Raw genomic sequence first — 19,020 nt, 5'->3', positions numbered from 1 at the left:
CAACCAGGAGACGATCATGCCCATTGCAGGCAAGGCCACGCTGACCCAGTACATCATCGAGGAGCGCCGCCGTCACCCCGGTGCCACGGGCGCGCTCAACGCGCTCATCACCGACGTCTCCCTCGCCTGCAAGGCGATCTCGCGCAAGGTGGCGCTCGGCGCGCTGGGCGACGTGCTCGGCAGCGCGAGCACACAGAACGTGCAGGGCGAGGAACAGAAGACGCTCGACGTGCTGAGCAACGACATGTTCCTGCGCGCCAACGAGTGGGGCGGCCACGTAGCGGGCATGGTCTCGGAAGAGATGGAAGAGCCCTACCTGCCGCCGCAGCAGCAGTACCCGCGCGGCAAGTACCTGCTGCTGTTCGATCCGCTCGACGGTTCGTCGAACATCGATGTCAACGTGGCGGTGGGCAGCATCTTCTCGATCCTGCGCGCGCCCACGCCAGAGGCCGACGCGAAGCCTGAAGACTTCTTGCAGCCCGGCACCGAGCAGGTTGGCGCCGGCTATGCGATCTACGGCCCTTCGACCATGCTGGTGCTGACGCTGGGCAACGGCACGCACGCCTTCACGCTCGATCCGCAGCTGGGCGAATGGGTGCTGAGCCATCCGAACCTGAGCATTCCGCGGCAGACCAGCGAGTTCGCGATCAACGCTTCGAACAGCCGCTTCTGGGAGCCGGCCGTGAAGCGCTACGTCGACGAATGCCTGGCCGGCAAGGAAGGCCCGCGCGGCATCGACTTCAACATGCGGTGGATCGCCTCGCTGGTGGCCGAGACGCACCGCATCCTGATGCGCGGCGGCGTCTTCATGTACCCGCGCGACAGCAAGGAAGCGGGCCGCGACGGGCGCCTGCGGCTGCTCTACGAGGCCAATCCGATCTCGTTTTTGATCGAACAGGCCGGCGGCATGGCCAGCACCGGCCGGCGCCGCCTGATGGCGGTCGAGCCGGAGTCGATCCACCAGCGCATCGGCTTCGTCTTCGGTTCGTCCGACGAGGTGGCGCGCGTGGAGGCCTACCACAGCGAGGAGCCGCAGGACACCTACCAGGCGCCGCTGTTCGGCAAGCGCGGCCTGTTTGCGACCGCGGCCTGAACCACGAGGCCCTGCCGCCCGCACGATTTCTTCATTTCCCCGAGGCCACCATGTCAGCCAAACATCCCATCGTTGCCATCACCGGTTCGTCCGGCGCGGGCACCACGTCCGTCACGCGGACCTTCGAGAACATCTTCCGCCGCGAGAGCGTCAAGGCGGCCATCGTGGAAGGCGACAGCTTCCACCGCTACGACCGCAATTCCATGAAGGTGGCCATGGCCGAGGCCGAGGCCGCCGGCAACCGCAACTTCAGCCACTTCGGCGAAGACGCGAACCTGTTCGCCGAGCTCGAGGCGCTGTTCCGCGACTACGGCGAAGCGGGCGTCGGCCAGAGCCGCAAGTACCTGCACGACGCGGTGGAGGCGGCGCCCTACAAGCAGGAGCCCGGCACCTTCACGCCGTGGGAAACGCTGCCCGACAGCGAGCTGCTTTTCTATGAAGGCCTGCATGGCGGCGTGACCACCGAGAAGGTCGACATCGCGCGCCACGTCGACCTGCTGATCGGCGTGGTGCCGGTGATCAACCTCGAGTGGATCCAGAAGCTGCACCGCGACAAGAACACGCGCGGCTATTCGACCGAGGCCGTGACCGACGTGATCCTGCGCCGCATGAACGAGTACGTGCACTACATCTGCCCGCAGTTCACGCGCACCCACATCAACTTCCAGCGCGTGCCGGTGGTCGACACCTCCGACCCGTTCATTGCGCGCACCATCCCGAGCCCGGACGAGAGCCTGGTGGTGATCCGCTTCGCCAACCCGACGGGCTTCGACTTTCCGTACCTGCTGAGCATGCTGCACGACTCCTTCATGTCGCGCGCCAACACGCTGGTGGTGCCGGGCGGAAAGATGGAGCTCGCGATGCAGCTGATCTTCACGCCGATGATCCTGCGCCTCATGGAGCGGCGCAAGAAGTCCTACGCGATCTAGCGCGCGAGCGCCTCGGCCGCATATCTCACACAAACGAAACCAACCGGACCTTCGCATGACGATCGACAACCTCGCCTTGCGCACGCAGTGCGCCAACGCCATCCGCGCGCTGGCCATGGACGCCGTGCAAGCCGCCAATTCGGGCCACCCGGGCATGCCGATGGGCATGGCCGACATCGCCGAGGCGCTGTGGCGGCACCGCCTGCGGCACGACCCGGCCGATCCGCGCTGGATGAACCGCGACCGCTTCGTCGTGTCCAACGGCCACGGCTCGATGCTGCTGTATGCGCTGCTGCACCTGAGCGGCTATGCGCTGCCGATGGAGGAGCTGCGGCGCTTCCGCCAATTGCATTCGCGCACGCCGGGCCACCCCGAGGTCGGCGTCACGCCCGGCGTGGAAACGACCACCGGGCCGCTGGGGCAGGGCATCAGCAATGCGGTGGGCATGGCGCTGGCCGAGAAGCTGCTGGCCGAGGAATTCAACCGTCCCGGCCACGAGGTGATCGACCACCGCACCTATGTGTTCCTGGGCGATGGCTGCCTGATGGAAGGCATCAGCCACGAGGCCTGCTCGCTCGCGGGCACCTGGCGCCTGAAAAAGCTGGTGGCGTTCTACGACGACAACGGCATCTCGATCGACGGCGAGGTCGGCGGCTGGTTCAGCGACGACACGCCGGGCCGCTTCGAAGCCTACGGCTGGACCGTGCTGCGCGATGTCGACGGCCACGACGCCGCGGCGCTCGACGCAGCCATCGCGCAAGCCACGGCTTCGGACCGCCCGGTGCTGGTGTGCTGCAAGACGCGCATCGGCCAGGGCTCGCCGAACCGCGCCGGCACCGCCAAGGCACACGGCGAGGCATTGGGCGAGACCGAGATCGCGCTGACGCGGCAGGCGCTCGGCTGGAGCGCCGCGCCCTTCGAAGTGCCGGCGGATGTTGCAGAGGCCTGGTCGGCGCGCGAATCGGGCGCCGCGCTGCACAAGGCCTGGCAGGAGCGCTTCGCCGTCTATGCACAGGAACATCCGGCGCTTGCCCGCGAGCTGCTGCGGCGCCACCGCACCGATGCGCCGCTCACCGCGAAGGCCGAGGCGGCACTGGCTTCGGCCGCGTCGGGCGCGGAACAGCGCAAGGCCTCGGTTGCCACGCGCAAGGCCTCGCAGCAGGTGCTCGACGAGGTCGGCCCCGCGATGCCCGAGCTGATCGGCGGCTCGGCCGACCTCACGGGATCGAACCTCACCGACTGGAAGGGCCACCGCGCGCTCAAGGGTACCGGCACCGGCAACCACGTGCACTACGGTGTGCGCGAGTTCGGCATGGCGGCCATCATGAACGGGCTCGCGCTGCATGGCGGCTTCCGTCCCTTCGGCGGCACCTTCCTGACTTTTTCCGACTACGCGCGCAACGGCGTGCGCATGTCGGCGCTGATGAAGCTGCCGGTAATCTACGTCTTCACGCACGACTCCATCGGGCTCGGCGAGGACGGCCCGACGCACCAACCGGTGGAGCATGCCTCGAGCCTGCGGCTGATTCCCGATGTCGATGTCTGGCGCCCGGCCGATGCCACTGAGACGGCCGTGGCCTGGCGCCAGGCGCTGCGCCGCGTGGACGGGCCGAGCTGCCTGCTGCTGACGCGCCAGGCGCTGCCGCATGCCGGCGACGGCGATGAGCGCATCGAGTCGATCGCGCGCGGCGCCTATGTGCTGCGCCGCCCGGAGGCCGAGTGCGTGGCGCTGCTGGCAAGCGGCTCCGAAGTGGGCGTCGCCCTGGCCGCGGCGGCCCTGCTGGCGCAGGAGGGCATCGAGGCGCGCGTGGTGTCCGTGCCGTGCATGGACGTGTTCGAACGGCAGGATGCCGAATGGCGCCACGCGGTCGTTCCGCGCCACCTGCCGCGCGTCGCGGTGGAGGCCGGCAGCACGGGCCTGTGGTGGAAGTTCGTCGGCGAATACGGCGACGTGGTCGGGCTCGACCGCTTCGGCGAATCGGCGCCGGCCGGGGAGCTCTTCAAGCTGTTCGGCCTCACGGCCGAAGTGGTGGCCGAGCGCGCCCGCCGCCTGCTCGCGAACGCCGCGCTGGCCAACGTGAAAGAGGCCGCATGAGCTTCAACACGCTCGACCAGGTCGACCTGCGCGGACAGCGCGTGTTCATCCGCTGCGACCTCAACGTGCCGCTCGATGCCTCGGGGCGCATCAGCGACGACACGCGCATCCGCGCCAGCCTGGGCGGCATCCGCCATGCGCTGTCGCAAGGGGCGCGCGTGATGGTCGCCTCGCACCTGGGCCGCCCGAAGGAAGGCCGGCTTGCACCCGGCGAATCGCTGGCGCCGGTGGCGAAGCGGCTCGGCGAGCTGCTGGGCGCGCCGGTGGCGCTGGTGGCCGACTGGATCGACCGCCCCTTCGACGTGGCACCCGGCGAGGTGGCGCTGCTCGAGAACTGCCGCGCGAACGTCGGCGAGAAGGCCAATGCCGAAGCCCTGGCGCGGCGCATGGCGGCCCTGTGCGACGTGTACGTGAACGATGCCTTCGGCACCGCGCACCGCGCCGAGGCCACCACCGAGGCGCTGGCCCGGCTCGCGCCCATTGCCTGCGCCGGTCCTCTGATGGCGTCGGAACTCCATGCGCTCGGCCGTGCGCTAGCGAACCCCGCGCGGCCGCTGGCCGCGATCGTCGGCGGCGCCAAGGTGTCGACCAAGCTGTCGATCCTCGAATCGCTCGCCGCGCAGGTCGAGTGGCTGGTGGTGGGCGGCGGCATGGCCAACACCTTCCTGCTCGCGGCGGGCCATCCGATCGGCCGGTCGCTGTGCGAGCCCGAGATGGTGGACACCGCGCGTGCCGTGGCCGCGGCGCTCGCGGCGCGCGGTGCGCAGCTTTTCATGCCGACCGACGTGGTCACGGCCACCGAGTTCTCGCCGACGGCGCGCGCGACCGTGAAGGCCGTGGCCGACGTGGCGCCCGACGACATGATCCTGGACTTCGGCCCGGAGTCGGTGGCGCGGCTCGTCGCGATGCTCGGCCAGTGCAAGACCATCGTCTGGAACGGCCCGCTCGGCGTGTTCGAGATCGAGCAGTTCTCGCACGGCACGCGCACGCTGGCCCACGCGATCGCGCGCATGGATGCGTTCTCGCTCGCGGGCGGCGGCGACACCGTGGCCGCCATCAACCAGTTCGAGGTGGAGGAGTGCATCGACTACGTCTCGACGGCGGGCGGCGCCTTCCTCGAATTCCTCGAAGGCAAGAGCCTGCCGGCCGTCAAAGCGCTCCAGGACCGGCGGCATTGACGCCCCCATCACCGATTTTTCACATCCACAGGAGCTTCCCATGGCCATGATTTCGCTGCGCCAATTGCTGGACCACGCCGCCGAGCACCAATACGGCGTGCCGGCGTTCAACGTCAACAACCTGGAGCAGATCCAGGCCATCATGCAGGCCGCGCGCAAGACCGACAGCCCCGTCATCCTGCAGGCCTCGGCCGGTGCGCGCAAGTACGCGGGCGAAGCCTTCCTGCGCAAGATGGTCGAGGCCGCCGCCGAAATGTACCCCGAGATCCCGATCGTGATGCACCAAGACCATGGCGCAAGCCCGTCGATGTGCATGCAGGCCATCCGCTCGGGCTTCACCAGCGTGATGATGGACGGCTCGCTGATGGAAGACGCGAAAACGCCTGCGAGCTACGACTACAACGTGGGCGTGACGAGCCGCGTGGTGGAGATGGCGCATGCGGTCGGCGTCTCGGTCGAGGGCGAGCTGGGCTGCCTCGGCTCGCTCGAGTCGGGCATGGCGGGCGAGGAAGACGGCAGCGGTGCCGAGGGCGTGCTGACGCACGACCAGCTGTTGACCGATCCGCAGCAGGCGGCCGACTTCGTCTCGCGCACCGGCGTGGATGCGCTGGCCATTGCCATCGGCACCTCGCATGGCGCCTACAAGTTCAGCCGCAAGCCGACCGGCGACATCCTTGCGATCGACCGCATCAAGGAGATCCATGCGCGCATTCCGAAGACGCACCTCGTGATGCACGGCTCCTCGTCGGTGCCGCAGGAATGGCTGGCCGTGATCCGCGACTTTGGCGGCGACATCAAGGAAACCTACGGCGTGCCGGTGGAGGAGATCCAGGAGGGCATCCGCCATGGCGTGCGCAAGGTCAACATCGACACCGACATCCGGCTCGCGATGACCGGCGCGATGCGCCGCGCGATGGGCCAGGACCGCAGCGAATTCGATCCGCGCAAGTTCCTCAAAGAAGCGACCGCGGCGGCGCGCGATGTCTGCATCGACCGCTTCCAGGCCTTCGGCACCGCCGGCATGGCGTCGCGGATCAAGCCGGCGGCACTGCAGTAGGCGCGGTGCGGCGCTGCTATTCGAGCAGCGCCCGGTGAACGCGGATCGCCTCGGCCGACACGGGGTTCAGTTCGCCCGGCCCGCCGGCGTCCAGGTGCGCCAGCAGCTCGCGCCGCATGCGCGGTTCCCAGAAGCGCTTCAGGTGCAGCGCGAGGTCATGCAGGGCTTCGCTGCGGTCGGGCATGGCTTCGAAGAAGCTGCCCATCTGGTTCACCATGCGGATCAGCTGGTCGACGTGCATTGCAGAAAACCTCAGGCGTTGGCGGGCAGGCCGTTGAGCCGCCACGGGTGGGTGTAGATGACCAGGTCGTCGCCGCGCACGAAGCCCGCCAGCGTCAGGCCCGCGTCCTCTGCAATGGCCGTGGCCAGCGAGGTCGAGGCCGAAACGGCGGCCAGCAGCGGCACGCGGGCCGCGACGGTTTTCTGCACCATCTCGAAACTCGCGCGGCTGGTCACCGCGATGAAGCCGGTGGAGGCGGGCACACTGCTTCTTGCGAGCGCGCCGACGAGCTTGTCGAGCGCGTTGTGGCGGCCGACGTCCTCGCGCACCAGCAGGGCCTCGCCCTCGGCGCTGCACCAGGCCGCCGCGTGCACGGCGCCGGTGACCTTCTGCAGCACCTGCATCGATGCCAGCTCCCGCATGCCGCGCGCGACAGCGCGGGTCGAAAGCGCCGGGCCCTCGGGCAACGGCGGCAGCGCACGCGTGACATGCGCCAGGCTCTCCGTGCCGCACAGGCCGCAGCCCGTGCGTCCGGCCATCGAGCGGCGGCGCGCCTTCAGCCGCGCGAAGGCCGCGCTTGCCACGTCGAGCTTGAGGGTGATGCCCTCGGGCGCGTATGCTTCCTCGACGCCGTAGAGCTCATTGCGCCCGAGCAGGATGCCCTCGCTGAGCGCGAAGCCCAGCGCGAAGTCGGCCAGGTCGGTGGGCGTTGCAAGCATCACGGCATGCGCAATGCCGTTGAACTCCAGCGCGACCGGCACCTCCACGGCCACCCAGTCGCGGTTGTCGAAGGCCTGGAGCGCGCGCACGCCGCGCACGGGCAGAAGTTCCGCGCTTCCGGGGCGCAGCGGTACGTCGGACAGGTTCACTTGGCGGCCGCCGTTTCTTCGATGCGCTTGCTCAGCAGTTCTTCCTGCAGCGCGTTGAACCGGCTGTATTCCTGCTGCCATTCGGAAGGCTGCATCACCGGCATCACCTGCACCGCGGTCACCTTGAACTCGGGGCAGTTGGTGGCCCAGTCGGAGTTGTCGGTGGTGATCACGTTGGCGCCCGATTCGGGGAAGTGGAAGGTGGTGTAGACCACGCCCGGCTGCACGCGCTCGGTGATGGTGGCGCGCAGCACGGTTTCGCCGGCGCGGCTCCGGATGCCGACCCAGTCGCCCTCGGCAATGCCGCGGTCCTCGGCGTCGGCCGGATGGATTTCGAGCCGGTCCTCGCTGTGCCACTGGTTGTTCTCGGTGCGGCGGGTCTGCGCGCCCACGTTGTACTGCGAGAGGATGCGCCCAGTAGTCAGGATCAGCGGGTACATGCGCGTGACCTTCTCGTCGGTCGGCACGTACTGCGTGATGATGAACTTGCCCTTGCCGCGCACGAACTCGCCGATGTGCATGGTCGGCGTGCCTTCCGGCGCGGCCTCGTTGCAGGGCCACTGCACGCTGCCCAGCTTCGCGAGCTTGGCGTAGCTCACGCCCGTGAAGGTGGGCGTGAGCGCGGCGATCTCGTCCATGATTTCCTCGGCGCTCGCGTAGTTCATGGGGTAGCCCAGCGCGTTGGAGAGCAGCTGCGTCACCTCCCAGTCGGCATAGCCGGCCTTGGGCGGCATGACCTTGGTGACGCGCGAGATGCGGCGCTCGGCGTTGGTGAAGGTGCCGTCCTTTTCCAGGAACGACGCGCCCGGCAGGAACACGTGCGCGTATTTGGCGGTCTCGTTGAGGAACAGGTCCTGCACCACGATGCATTCCATGGCCATCATCGCCTCGGCCACGTGCTGGGTGTTGGGGTCCGACTGGACCACGTCCTCGCCTTCGCAGTACAGGCCCTTGAAGCTGCCGGTGATGGCGGCATCGAACATGTTGGGAATGCGCAGGCCCGGCTCGGCCCGCAGCGCCACGCCCCAGGCGTCTTCGAAGCTGCCGCGTGCGGTGCTGTCAGACACATGGCGGTAGCCCGGCAGCTCGTGCGGGAACGAGCCCATGTCGCAGGAACCCTGCACGTTGTTCTGGCCGCGCAGCGGATTCACGCCCACGCCTTCGCGGCCCACGTTGCCGGTGGCCATGGCCAGGTTGGCGATGCCCATCACCATGGTCGAGCCCTGGCTGTGCTCGGTCACGCCCAGGCCGTAGTAGATGGCGGCATTGCGCTTGCCGTCGTGGCCCTTGGCGAAGAGCCGGGCGGCGGCGCGCAGCTCGGCGGCCGGCACGCCGGTCACGGCTTCCATGGCCTCGGGCGAGTTGGCCGGTCGCGCGACGAATTCGCGCCACTCGTTGAACGACTTGGGCTCGCAGCGCTCGGCCACGAAGGCCTCGTCGACCAGGCCTTCGGTCACGATCACATGCGCCATGGCGCTGATCACCGCCACGTTGGTGCCGGGCCTGAGCTTGAGGTGGTGGTCGGCCTTGACGTGCGGCGACTTCACCAGGTCGATGGTGCGGGGGTCGATCACGATCAGCCGGGCGCCGGCGCGCAGGCGCCTTTTCATGCGCGATGCGAACACCGGGTGGCCGTCGGACGGATTGGCGCCGATCACCATGATCACGTCCGACTTCTCGACCGACTTGAAGGTCTGCGTGCCGGCCGATTCGCCCATGGTCTGCTTCAGTCCGTAGCCGGTGGGCGAATGGCACACGCGCGCGCAGGTGTCGACGTTGTTGTTGCCGAAGGCCGCGCGCACCAGCTTCTGCACCAGGTAGCCCTCCTCGTTGGTGCAGCGCGAGGACACGAGGCCGCCGATGGAATCGGTGCCGTACTTGGCCTGGATGCGGCGGAACTCGCTGGCGGCGTAGTTGACGGCTTCGTTCCAGCTCACCTCGCGCCACGGGTCGGTGATCTTGCTGCGGATCATGGGCTTGAGAACGCGGTCCTTGTGGGTGGCGTAGCCCCAGGCGAAGCGGCCCTTGACGCACGAGTGGCCTTCGTTGGCCTTGCCGTCCTTCCAGGGCACCATGCGGACCACTTCGTTGCCCTTCATTTCGGCCTTGAAGCCGCAGCCCACACCGCAATAGGCGCAGGTGGTGATGGCGCTGTGCTCGGCCTGGCCCAGCCAGATCACCGATTTTTCCTGCAGCGTGGCGGTGGGGCAGGCCTGCACGCAGGCGCCGCAGCTCACGCATTCGGATTCCATGAAGGGCTGGTCCTGGCCTGGCGACACGCGCGACTCGAAGCCGCGGCCGCTGATGGTGAGCGCGAAGGTGCCCTGCGTTTCTTCGCACGCGCGCACGCAGCGGTTGCAGACGATGCACTTGGACGGGTCGTAGGTGAAGTAGGGATTGGACTCGTCCTTGGCGCTCTTCAGGTGGTTGGCGCCGTCGTAGCCATAGCGCACGTTGCGCAGGCCCGTGACGCCGGCCATGTCCTGCAGTTCGCAGTCGCCGTTGGCGGCGCAGGTGAGGCAGTCGAGCGGATGGTCGGAGATGTAGAGCTCCATCACGCCCTTGCGCAGCTCCTGCAGCCTCGGGCTTTGCGTGCGCACCTTCATGCCGGCCTCGGCCGGCGTGGTGCACGACGCCGGATAGCCCTTGCGCCCGTCGATCTCCACCAGGCAGAGCCGGCACGAGCCGAAGGGCTCCAGGCTGTCGGTCGCGCACAGCTTGGGCACCTGCACGCCCGCATCGACCGCGGCGCGCATCAGCGAGGTGCCCTTGGCCACCGTCACCGGCATGCCGTCGATCTCGAGCGTGACTTCCTCGGTGGACTCACGGCGCGGCGTGCCGTGGTCGATGTCTTGCGATGGGTTCAGCATGGGGTGTCTCCTCTCTGTTCGGTCAGGCTGCGGCGCGGTCGGGGGCTTCGATGCCGAAGTCCTCCGGGTAGTGATTGATGGCCGAGAGCACGGGGTAGGGCGTCATGCCACCCATCGCACAGAGCGAACCGTGCAGCATGGTGTCGCACAGGTCGCGCAGCAGGATGACCTGCTGCGGCCGGTTCTGGTTGCTCGTGATCTTGTCGATCACTTCCACGCCGCGCGTGGAGCCGATGCGGCAGGGCGTGCACTTGCCGCAGGACTCGATCGCGCAGAACTCCATCGCGTAGCGCGCCAGCTGCGACATGTCGGCCGTGTCGTCGTGCACCACGATGCCGCCGTGCCCGACCACCGCGCCCACGGCCGCATAGGCCTCGTAGTCGAGCGGCAGGTCCCACTGCGATTCGGGCACGTAGGCGCCCAGCGGACCGCCCACCTGCACCGCCTTGATCGGCCGGCCGCTCGCGCTGCCGCCGCCGAAGTCGTAGAGCAGTTCGCGCAGGCTCAGGCCGAAGGCCTTCTCGACCAGGCCGCCGTGCCGGATGTTGCCGGCCAGCTGGAACGGCAGCGTGCCGCGCGAGCGGCCCATGCCGTAGTGCTTGTAGAAGTCCGCGCCGCGCGCCAGGATGAGGGGCACCGACGCCAGCGTGATCACGTTGTTGATCACGGTCGGCTGGCCGAACAGGCCCTGCAGCGCCGGCAGCGGCGGCTTGGCGCGCACGATGCCGCGGCGGCCTTCCAGGCTTTCGAGCAGCGCGGTTTCCTCTCCGCACACGTAGGCGCCCGCGGCCTTGCGCACGGTCAGGCGGAAGGCGTGGCCCGAGCCCAGGATGTCGTCGCCCAGGAAGCCCGCCTGCTCCGCATGGCGGATTGCCTCGTTCAGCGTGGCAATGGCATGCGGGTATTCCGAGCGAACGTAGATGTAGCCTTCGGTCGCGCCCGTTGCAATGCCCGCGATGGCCATGCCTTCCACCAGCATCAGCGGATCGCCTTCCATCGTCATGCGGTCCGAGAAGGTGCCCGAGTCGCCTTCGTCGGCATTGCAGACGATGTATTTCTGCGGCGCCTCCGCGGCCAGCACGGTCTTCCATTTGATGCCGGCCGGGAATGCGGCGCCGCCGCGGCCGCGCAGTCCGGAGTCGAGCACCTGCTGCACGATTTCGGCCGGTGCGAGGGTGAGCGCGCGGCGCAGTCCCGCGAAGCCTTCGTGCGCCTCGTAGTCGGCCACGGACACCGGGTCGGTCACGCCCATGCGCGCGAAGGTCAGGCGCTCCTGCTTCTTCAGGTACGCAATCTCTTCGGTCAGGCCCAGGTTCAGCGCATGGGCGCCGCCGGAAAGAAAGCCGGCCTCGAACAGGCCCGCAACGTCGGCACCCGTGACCGGGCCGTAGGCCACACGGCCTTGCGGCGTGGCCACCTCGACCAGCGGCTCCAGCCAGAACAGGCCGCGCGAGCCGTTGCGCACGATGCGCACGTCGGCGTTGCGCGCACGGGCCTGTGCTTCGATCTGCCGCGCCACCCGGTCGGCGCCGACAGCCAGCGCCGCGGAGTCGCGCGGGACATAGATGATGGTGGTGGTCATGAGGCGCTCCGTGCTTCCCGGGCGATGTCGTCGAACAGCGCCGGCGTGATGCGCGCATGCACCTCGCCGTTCACCGCGATGGCGGGCGACGAGGCGCACAGGCCGAGGCAGAACACCGGCTCCAGCGAGCACTGGCCGTCGGCCGAGGTGCCGTGCACGCCGCAGCCCAGGCGTTGCTCGGCATGCGCGAGCAGCGCGTCCGCGCCCATCGCCTTGCAGGCCTCGGCGCGGCAGACCTGCACCAGCAGCCGGCCCGCCGGGGCCGAGCGGAAGTGGTGGTAATAGCTCACCACGCCATGTACCTCGGCGCGCGACAGGTTGAACTGCTCGGCGATGAGCGGGACCGCGTCGGGCGGAACATGCCCCAGCGCGTCCTGGATGCCGTGGAGCGCAGGAAGCAGCCCGCCCGGCCTGTCCTTGTGCGCGGCGGCGATGGATGCCGCGATGCCCAGATTGTTCATATGCCTTGAATCTCCTAAAGTTGGAGCTGCGGTACTCGTGGTGGCGCGAGTCTATGGAGAGGCATCGAATGCCACAATATGAAGCGTTCAGCCCAATAAATATGCTTTGGAAAGCCGAAACTCATGCATGAAGTGCACATCAGGCCGCAATGGACCATCCGCCAGACCGACGGCGCGGCCCTGGCGCCGCGGGTGATCGAACTGCTGGTGCAGGTGCTGGAGCACGGCAGCCTTTCGAGCGCCTGCACCGCGTCCGGCGTGTCCTACCGCCATGCCTGGGAGCTGATCCGACAGGGCGAAGCCATGTTCGGCCAGCCGCTGGTGGTGATGCAGCGCGGCAAGGGTTCCAGCCTCACGCCGCTTGGCGAAAAGCTGGTGTGGGCCGACCGCCGCATCACCGCGCGGCTGTCGCCGCTGCTGGATTCGTTGGCCTCCGAACTGGGCGCGGAAATCGAGAAGCTGATTCCCACCGCGCCCACGCTGCTGCGCATCCACGCGAGCCATGGCTTCGCGATCGAGGCGCTGCATGGCTTCCTGGCCGCGGCGCAGGTGCCGGGCGATCTGCGCTACTGCGGCAGCGAGGAGGCCGTGGCCTCGCTGCACCACGGCAGCTGCGACGTCGCGGGCTTCCATGTGCCGCTGGGCGCGTTCGAGGCCGAAGCCGTCGCGCACTACGGGCCCTGGCTCAATGCCGATACGCAGAAGGTCATCGGCATGGCGACGCGGCACCAGGGCCTGATGGTGGCGCCCGGCAACCCGAAGAAGATCTACACGCCGGCCGACCTGGCGCGTTCCGATGTCCGCTTCATCAACCGGCAGGCGGGCTCGGGCACGCGCTACCTGTTCGACCTGCAACTGCGCGAGCAGGGCATCGCGCCCGAGGCCATCAAGGGCTACGAGCAATGCGAGTTCACGCATGCGGCCGTGGCGGCCTTCGTGGCCAGCGGCATGGCCGACGCGGGCTACGGCGTGGAAACGCCGGCGCGCCAGTTCAAGCTGGACTTCATCTCCAACCAGGTGGAGCGCTACTTCCTGCTGTGCGAGGAGCGCTCGCTCGCCGCACCCATCGTGCGGCGGATGCTGGACATCCTGCAGAGCGAGGCCTACCAGAGCGCCGTGAACCGGCTGCCGGGCTACCAGGCGGTGAACTGCGGCCGCGTGCTGTCGCTGCCCGAGGCCTTCGAGTCGCTTCGCCCCGCGCCGGCCGGCAAGCGCCGCACGGCCACGCGGTCCTGACAGCAGGGTCGCTCTTTCGCTGTCAGCCAAAAGCACTCAGCAACGCGTTCGTCGCAACTTCGCGACAAATCAGGCTCAAAAGTAACCATCTGTATGGTTAAATCGCCCGAACTATCGCGAAAGAGGACGAGGGATCTCCATGAAGCTGCTGCTGAGCATCGTGTGCGCCGTTGTTGCGTTGGCAGGGTGCGTCAGCACGCCGCCCACACCGACGCAACCCGGCACCGGAACCGGGCTGTCGTACGTGCCCATGGTCGCCATGGAAGGCGTGGACCGGGCCCGCTACGACAGCGACGTGGCCGATTGCCGCACGGCGGCAATGCGGATCACCGCGCGCAGCGAGACCGGCGACGCCATGTGGCTCGCCCTGGGCCTGGGCCTGATCACTGTCCATGGACAGGGCATCGTGGCCGCGGCCTCGTACACCGGCATTTCGGCCGCGGTGATCGACATGTCCTACCGGCCCAGCGCGGAGCTGATTGCCGAGCACCAGCAGATCGCCGTGGTGCACTGCATGGCCAAGCGCGGCTATCGCAACCTCGACCCGAACGTACGCGACACCTTCTACGGCCATGCCTTCAATCCGGAAGTGGTGATGGCGCCGCGCCGGACCGGGGTCGACACCTACAACGCCGAAGTGCTTGCCAAGGCCGGGCAGTGCAGCATCCAGCCGCGCGCCGAGCTCACCGCCAAGGGCCCGGGCTACGAGGCGTACAGCGTGCCCTGCTCGAACGGCACGGCCTGGGCCGTGCGCTGCGAATTCGGCAAGTGCCGCGTGCTGGGCCAGTCGGCCGTCCGGCGCTCCTCCTGACGGCGCGGGCGCCGCTCGTCACTTGATGAGCATGCCCTTGAGGGCGGGGTCGGCGGGCGGTGCCTTGAGCTTCATCTGCCGCAGGATCTTCATCAGGAGCCGCGCGATCATCAGGTTGCGGTGCCGCTTGTTGTTGGCCGGTATCACGTACCAGGGCGCGTGCTCGGTCGAGGTGGCGCGCAGCGCCTTGTCGTAGGCCTGCTGGTAGGCGCTCCACTTGGTACGCACCTCGAGGTCGCCCACATTGAACTTCCATTGCTTGCCGGGCGTGTCGATGCGCGCCTGCAGGCGTTCGCGCTGCGTGTCCTTGTCGATGTGCAGCATGCATTTGACGATCACCGTGCCGGTCTCGACGAGCAGGCGCTCGAAATCGTTGATCTGCGCGTAGCGCCGCTGGGTCTCGGCCTTGTCGATCCAGCCTTCGACCACGGGCACCAATACGTCTTCATAGTGGCTGCGGTTCCATACCGCGATCTCGCCGCTGCGCGGCACCACCGCATGGCAGCGCCAGAGATAGTCGTGCGCGCGCTCGTCGTCGCTGGGCGCCTTGAAGGCGGTGACGCGCACGCCCAGCGGGGAGGTGCGCGAGAAGACCCAGCGGACGGTGCCGTCCTTGCCGCTGGTGTCCATGCCCTGCAGCACCAGCAGGACCTTGCGGCGGCCCTCGGCGTGCAGCAGGTTCTGCATTTCGTCGAGCTCGATGGCCAGGGCGTCGATCTCGGCGAGCTGGTCGGCTTCGTTGCCGTCCAGGAACGGAGATTCGCCGGGGTCCACCTGCGAAAGTTTGAACTTGCTGTCGACGCGGTACTTCTTGAAGCTGGCCATGAATCCGGACTCCGTGCAAAAGCACGCAGCGTACGCGATCAGCGCCGGGTCAGCGTTCGCTCTCGTCCGGGTCGATGGAAGCGCTCCAGCGGCTGTCCCATTCGGCATGCCGCGCGGCGCCGTCGAGCTCGCGCCGGTCGCGCTTGGTGGGCCGGCCCTGCTCGATGGCCAGCGCCGGTTCGCTGCCCATGCGGCGCTGCTCGCGGATGGCCGCCTGCGCGGCAATGCTCTCGGGCGTTTCTTCGTAGAGCTGCTGCGCCACCGGCGCCGGTCCGCGCTGGCCGCTCAGGCCGCGCACCGTGACGGTTCGCGTCACGGCGCCCAGGCGGATGGCCACCGTGTCGCCGGGCTTGACCTCGCGCGAGGCCTTGGCGATGTCGCCGTTGACCTGCACCCGGTTCTTGCCGATTTCGTCCGCGGCCAGCGAGCGCGTCTTGAAGAAGCGGGCGGCCCAGAGCCATTTGTCGATGCGCAGGCGATCCATAGGTTCAGGCATTGTGGTGGAAGAGAGGCAGCCGCACGACAGCATCGAGGCCGATCACCTGTGCGGAATTTTCCTGCGCGCTGCGGTTGTCGAGGCTGATGCGCCCGCCGAGCGCGAGCACGATCTCGCGGCAGATGGCCAGGCCCAGCCCCGAGCCGCAGGCGGTGTCGCCGGCGGAAAATGGCGCGAACAGGCGCTGGCGCAGTTCGGCCGCAATGCCGGGCCCCTGGTCGCGCACCGTCAGCACGGCTTCCGGGCCGTCCGAGCGCACCATCACCAAAAGGGCGCCGCCGCGCGGGCTCTGCTTGATGGCGTTGTGCAGCAGGTTGCGCGTGAGCTCCTGCAGCATCCATTGGTGCGCGCGCACCGTCACGGGCCCGTCGATGGCCAGTTCGAAGTCCAGCGCCTTGTCGGCGATCAGCGGCGACAGGTCGAGCGCAATCTGGCGCACCACCTCGCCAAGCTCCAGCGGCATCGATTCCGGCCGCTGGCGCAGCTGCTCGACCTTGGCGAGCGACAGCATCTGGTTGGCCAGCGTGGTGGCGCGCTCCACGGTCTGGCTGATCTCGCCCAGCGCCTGCTCGGGCGGCACGTCGCCGCGCCGCGCCGATTGCACCTGCGCCTTGAGCACTGCGAGCGGCGTGCGCAGCTGATGGGCGCTGTCGCGCACGAAGCGCTTCTGGTGGTCGAGCAGGCGCTGCAGCCGGCCCATGACCTCGGTGGTGGCATCGACCAGCGGGCGCAGTTCGCGCGGCGCGTCGGGCGCGTCGATCGGGGAAAGGTCGTCGGCCGCGCGCTTCTCGATGGCTTCGCCGAGCTCGCGCACCGGCCGCGTGGCGCGCTGCACCACCAGCACGGTCACCAGCGCGATCACGCCCATCAGCAGCAGCTGGCGCCACAGCATGTCGACCAGCAGCTTGCGCACCAGCGTTTCGCGCAACTCCAGGGTTTCGGCCACCTGCACCACGGCCATGCCGCGGCCGCGGCCGCTGGCCACGGGCTGCAGCAACACCGCCATGCGCACCGGCTGGTCGCGAAAGCGCGCGTCGTAGAAGTCGACCAGTGCCGCATAGGCCCCGCGGTCGGGGATGCGGCCGCGCCAGAACGGCAACTCGGCAAAGCCCGAGACCATCTCGCCGTCGAGCGCGGAGACGCGATAGAAAAGGCGGCTGCGGTTGTCGGCCTCGAAGGCCTCGAGCGCCGAATAGGGCACGATGGCGCGCAGCCGCGCGTTCTCGTCGTAGCCTTCCACGTCGAGCTGCTCGCCGATGGTCTTGGCCGACGCGAGCAGCGTGCGGTCGTAGGCCGTGGTGGCCGCGGCCAGGCTCTGGCGGTACAGGCTCACGCTGTTGATCACGATGAACAGCGCCACCGGCGCGAGAATGCCCAGCAGCAGCCTCGCGCGCAGCGACAAGGCCCTCTTCATGGCTCGGCGCGCAGCAGGTAGCCCAGTCCGCGCAGCGTCATCAGCGCCGCGCCGGTGCCCGCGAGCTTCTTGCGCAGGCGATACACCACCACCTCGATGGCCTCGTACTGCACGTCGGTCTCGCCCGGGAACACGAGTTCGAAGAGCCGCTCCTTGCTCACCGCGTGGCCGGGCTTCATCATCAGCGCCTTGAGCAGCGCCAGTTCGCGCGGCGTGAGCTCCAGGATGCCGGCGCGGTGATAGATGGCGCCGCTCTCGGGGTCGAAGCGCAGCCCGCCCACCTCCTGCGGGTTCAGGACCGCGTCGGCACCGGCGTTCTGGTGGCGCCGGCGCAGTGCGCGGATGCGTGCTTCCAGCTCGTCAAGGTCGAAGGGCTTGGGCAGGTAGTCGTCGGCGCCGGCGTTCAGGCCCATGATGCGGTCGCCGACCGTGCCGCGGGCCGTGAGCAGCAGCACCGGCGTGCGCAGCCCCGCGGCGCGCGCCTGGGCCAGCACCTGCAGGCCGTCGAGGTTGGGCAGGCTCAGGTCGAGCGCCACCACGTCGGGCTCCAGGGCGCGCCATTGCTCGACGGCCAGGGCGCCGTCGCCGCAGATGCGCACGTCGATCCTGCTGCGGGCGAGGGCGCGCTGCAGGGTGACCTGCATCGAGGGATCGTCTTCGACCAGCAGCAGCTTCATGGGGTGTGGTGGGGGAATGGTACTTCGGTGTTTTCCCCAGTCCGGTGGACAGCCAACTGACAGCAGGGCGGCGCATGATAGCGGCTCAGGTCCAAGTCAGGTTTTCTTTAGTTCTCAGGAGACAACGATGCGTCGCGACACCTTTTTGAAGTCATTGGCCGCGCTGGCCGCCGCCGGAGCCCTGCCGTTGTCGGCACGCGCCGCAGCCAACGTCAAGATGATGATTCCAGCCAACCCGGGCGGCGGCTGGGATACCACGGGCCGCGCGCTGGGCAAGGCAATGACCGAATCCAAGCAGGCCGACACGGTCACCTACGACAACAAGGGCGGCGCCGCCGGCGCGCTGGGCCTGGCCCAGTTCGTGAACGGCTCCAAGGGCGATCCGAACGCGCTCATGGTCATGGGCTCCGTCATGCTCGGCGGCATCATCACCGGCAAGCCGCCGGTCAACCTCTCGCAGGCCACGCCAATTGCGCGCCTGACCACCGAATACAACGTGTTCGTGCTGCCGGCCAATTCGCCCTTCAAGACCATGAAGGACGTGGTCGAGCAGCTCAAGAAGGACCCGGGCAGCGTCAAGTGGGGCGGCGGTTCGCGCGGTTCCACCGAGCACATTGCCGCGGCCATGATCGCGCAGAAGGTCGGCGCCGATCCGTCCAAGATCAACTACGTGGCCTTCCGCGGCGGCGGCGAAGCCACGGCCGCCATCCTGGGTGGCAACGTCACCGTCGGCGGCAGCGGCTACAGCGAGTTCGCCGAGTACATCGCCGCCGGCAAGATGAAGCCCATTGCGGTCACCTCGGCCCAGCGCCTGCCGGGCATCAACGTGCCCACGCTCAAGGAGCAGGGCATCGACGTGGAGATTGGCAACTGGCGCGGCGTGTATGGCGCCCCCGGCATCAGCGCCGAGCAGCGCAAGGCGCTGACCGACATGGTGCTGGCCGCGCTCAAGAGCCCGTCGTGGGCCGAATCGCTCAAGAAGAACGACTGGACGCCGGCCGTGCTGTCGGGCGACGCCTTTGCCAAGTTCGTCGACGACGACTTCGCGAGCCTGCGCGCGATCATGGCCAAGTCCGGGATGATCTGATTTCGCTCGCCCCCAGTCTTCGCGCACTTCGTGTCGCTACGCCAACCCCCTACCGGGGGCAACACCAGAGGCCCGGCGGAGCCGGTTCCTCGGTGTTCCTGGCAGGGGATGGGGGCTCTT

Annotated in this window: 17 protein-coding genes; 8 read left to right on the top strand and 9 right to left on the bottom strand. The window is 68.5% G+C overall.

The features are described from left to right. Positions 1-16 precede the first annotated feature (16 nt). The 5 genes from ACAM58_RS14595 to fba are packed head-to-tail and all read left to right on the top strand — an operon-like array spanning position 17 to position 6,352. Positions 17-1,093 (top strand): class 1 fructose-bisphosphatase, encoded by a 1,077-nt coding sequence (locus tag ACAM58_RS14595; protein WP_012748126.1) that lies wholly within the window; start codon positions 17-19, stop codon positions 1,091-1,093. A 50-nt stretch (positions 1,094-1,143) separates the two neighbouring features. Then, a complete protein-coding gene (locus ACAM58_RS14590) occupies positions 1,144-2,022 on the top strand; it encodes a phosphoribulokinase (RefSeq protein ID WP_012748125.1) in 879 nt (292 codons plus the stop codon). Between the two features lie 55 nt (positions 2,023-2,077). After that, entirely contained in the window at positions 2,078-4,117 is a 2,040-nt protein-coding gene (tkt, locus tag ACAM58_RS14585; protein WP_012748124.1) for a transketolase, read from the top strand. Continuing rightward, positions 4,114-5,295 (top strand): phosphoglycerate kinase, encoded by a 1,182-nt coding sequence (locus ACAM58_RS14580; RefSeq protein WP_012748123.1) that lies wholly within the window; start codon positions 4,114-4,116, stop codon positions 5,293-5,295. Before tkt ends, ACAM58_RS14580 begins: the two co-directional genes overlap by 4 nt. A gap of 40 nt (positions 5,296-5,335) precedes the next feature. Continuing rightward, positions 5,336-6,352, top strand: a complete 1,017-nt coding sequence (gene fba / locus ACAM58_RS14575) for a class II fructose-bisphosphate aldolase (RefSeq protein ID WP_012748122.1) — start codon at positions 5,336-5,338, stop codon at positions 6,350-6,352. Between the two features lie 16 nt (positions 6,353-6,368). On the opposite strand, the gene ACAM58_RS14570 is transcribed toward fba, so the two are convergent. The 5 genes from ACAM58_RS14570 to ACAM58_RS14550 are packed head-to-tail and all read right to left on the bottom strand — an operon-like array spanning position 6,369 to position 12,354. Beyond that, positions 6,369-6,593 carry a formate dehydrogenase subunit delta gene (locus ACAM58_RS14570; protein WP_012748121.1) on the bottom strand — a complete coding sequence of 75 codons (225 nt, stop codon included), beginning with the start codon at positions 6,591-6,593 and terminating at the stop codon, positions 6,369-6,371. 11 nt (positions 6,594-6,604) lie between these two features. Beyond that, the gene (gene fdhD / locus ACAM58_RS14565) at positions 6,605-7,441 is read right to left on the bottom strand and encodes a formate dehydrogenase accessory sulfurtransferase FdhD (protein ID WP_012748120.1); all 837 of its coding nucleotides are present in this window, start codon (positions 7,439-7,441) and stop codon (positions 6,605-6,607) included. Next, entirely contained in the window at positions 7,438-10,311 is a 2,874-nt protein-coding gene (fdhF, locus tag ACAM58_RS14560; protein WP_369663066.1) for a formate dehydrogenase subunit alpha, read from the bottom strand. The genes fdhD and fdhF overlap by 4 nt, the downstream gene beginning before the upstream one ends. Positions 10,312-10,333: 22 nt before the next feature. Then, positions 10,334-11,893: a formate dehydrogenase beta subunit gene (locus ACAM58_RS14555; RefSeq protein ID WP_012748118.1), complete on the bottom strand. Its 1,560-nt coding sequence runs from the start codon at positions 11,891-11,893 to the stop codon at positions 10,334-10,336. Further along, entirely contained in the window at positions 11,890-12,354 is a 465-nt protein-coding gene (locus ACAM58_RS14550; RefSeq protein WP_012748117.1) for a formate dehydrogenase subunit gamma, read from the bottom strand. Before ACAM58_RS14550 ends, ACAM58_RS14555 begins: the two co-directional genes overlap by 4 nt. Before the next feature lie 123 nt (positions 12,355-12,477). Between ACAM58_RS14550 and ACAM58_RS14545 the strand changes: the two genes are divergently transcribed. Then, positions 12,478-13,590: a substrate-binding domain-containing protein gene (locus ACAM58_RS14545; protein WP_012748116.1), complete on the top strand. Its 1,113-nt coding sequence runs from the start codon at positions 12,478-12,480 to the stop codon at positions 13,588-13,590. A gap of 139 nt (positions 13,591-13,729) precedes the next feature. Further along, positions 13,730-14,401 carry a hypothetical protein gene (locus ACAM58_RS14540; RefSeq protein WP_012748115.1) on the top strand — a complete coding sequence of 224 codons (672 nt, stop codon included), beginning with the start codon at positions 13,730-13,732 and terminating at the stop codon, positions 14,399-14,401. Between the two features lie 18 nt (positions 14,402-14,419). Here the strand turns inward: ACAM58_RS14540 and ACAM58_RS14535 are convergent, their stop codons facing one another. From ACAM58_RS14535 to ACAM58_RS14520, 4 genes are read right to left on the bottom strand one after another with little or no spacing between them, the layout of a single operon-like run. Next, positions 14,420-15,226 carry a PPK2 family polyphosphate kinase gene (locus ACAM58_RS14535; RefSeq protein WP_012748114.1) on the bottom strand — a complete coding sequence of 269 codons (807 nt, stop codon included), beginning with the start codon at positions 15,224-15,226 and terminating at the stop codon, positions 14,420-14,422. A 49-nt stretch (positions 15,227-15,275) separates the two neighbouring features. Then, positions 15,276-15,710 carry an RNA-binding S4 domain-containing protein gene (locus ACAM58_RS14530; protein ID WP_278876355.1) on the bottom strand — a complete coding sequence of 145 codons (435 nt, stop codon included), beginning with the start codon at positions 15,708-15,710 and terminating at the stop codon, positions 15,276-15,278. 4 nt (positions 15,711-15,714) lie between these two features. Further along, on the bottom strand, positions 15,715-17,136 hold the full coding sequence (locus tag ACAM58_RS14525; RefSeq protein ID WP_369663065.1) for a sensor histidine kinase: 1,422 nt from the start codon (positions 17,134-17,136) through the stop codon (positions 15,715-15,717). Further along, positions 17,133-17,813: a response regulator transcription factor gene (locus ACAM58_RS14520; RefSeq protein WP_012748112.1), complete on the bottom strand. Its 681-nt coding sequence runs from the start codon at positions 17,811-17,813 to the stop codon at positions 17,133-17,135. Before ACAM58_RS14520 ends, ACAM58_RS14525 begins: the two co-directional genes overlap by 4 nt. A 127-nt stretch (positions 17,814-17,940) precedes the next feature. Between ACAM58_RS14520 and ACAM58_RS14515 the strand changes: the two genes are divergently transcribed. Continuing rightward, the gene (locus ACAM58_RS14515) at positions 17,941-18,900 is read left to right on the top strand and encodes a tripartite tricarboxylate transporter substrate binding protein (protein ID WP_012748111.1); all 960 of its coding nucleotides are present in this window, start codon (positions 17,941-17,943) and stop codon (positions 18,898-18,900) included. The last annotated feature ends 120 nt before the right edge of the window (positions 18,901-19,020 follow it).

Source organism: Variovorax sp. V116 (genome assembly GCF_041154435.1).
Taxonomy (GTDB): Bacteria; Pseudomonadota; Gammaproteobacteria; order Burkholderiales; family Burkholderiaceae_C; genus Variovorax; species Variovorax paradoxus.
Note: the sequence above shows the minus strand (reverse complement) of the source record. Positions and strands in the feature narration are given on the sequence as shown.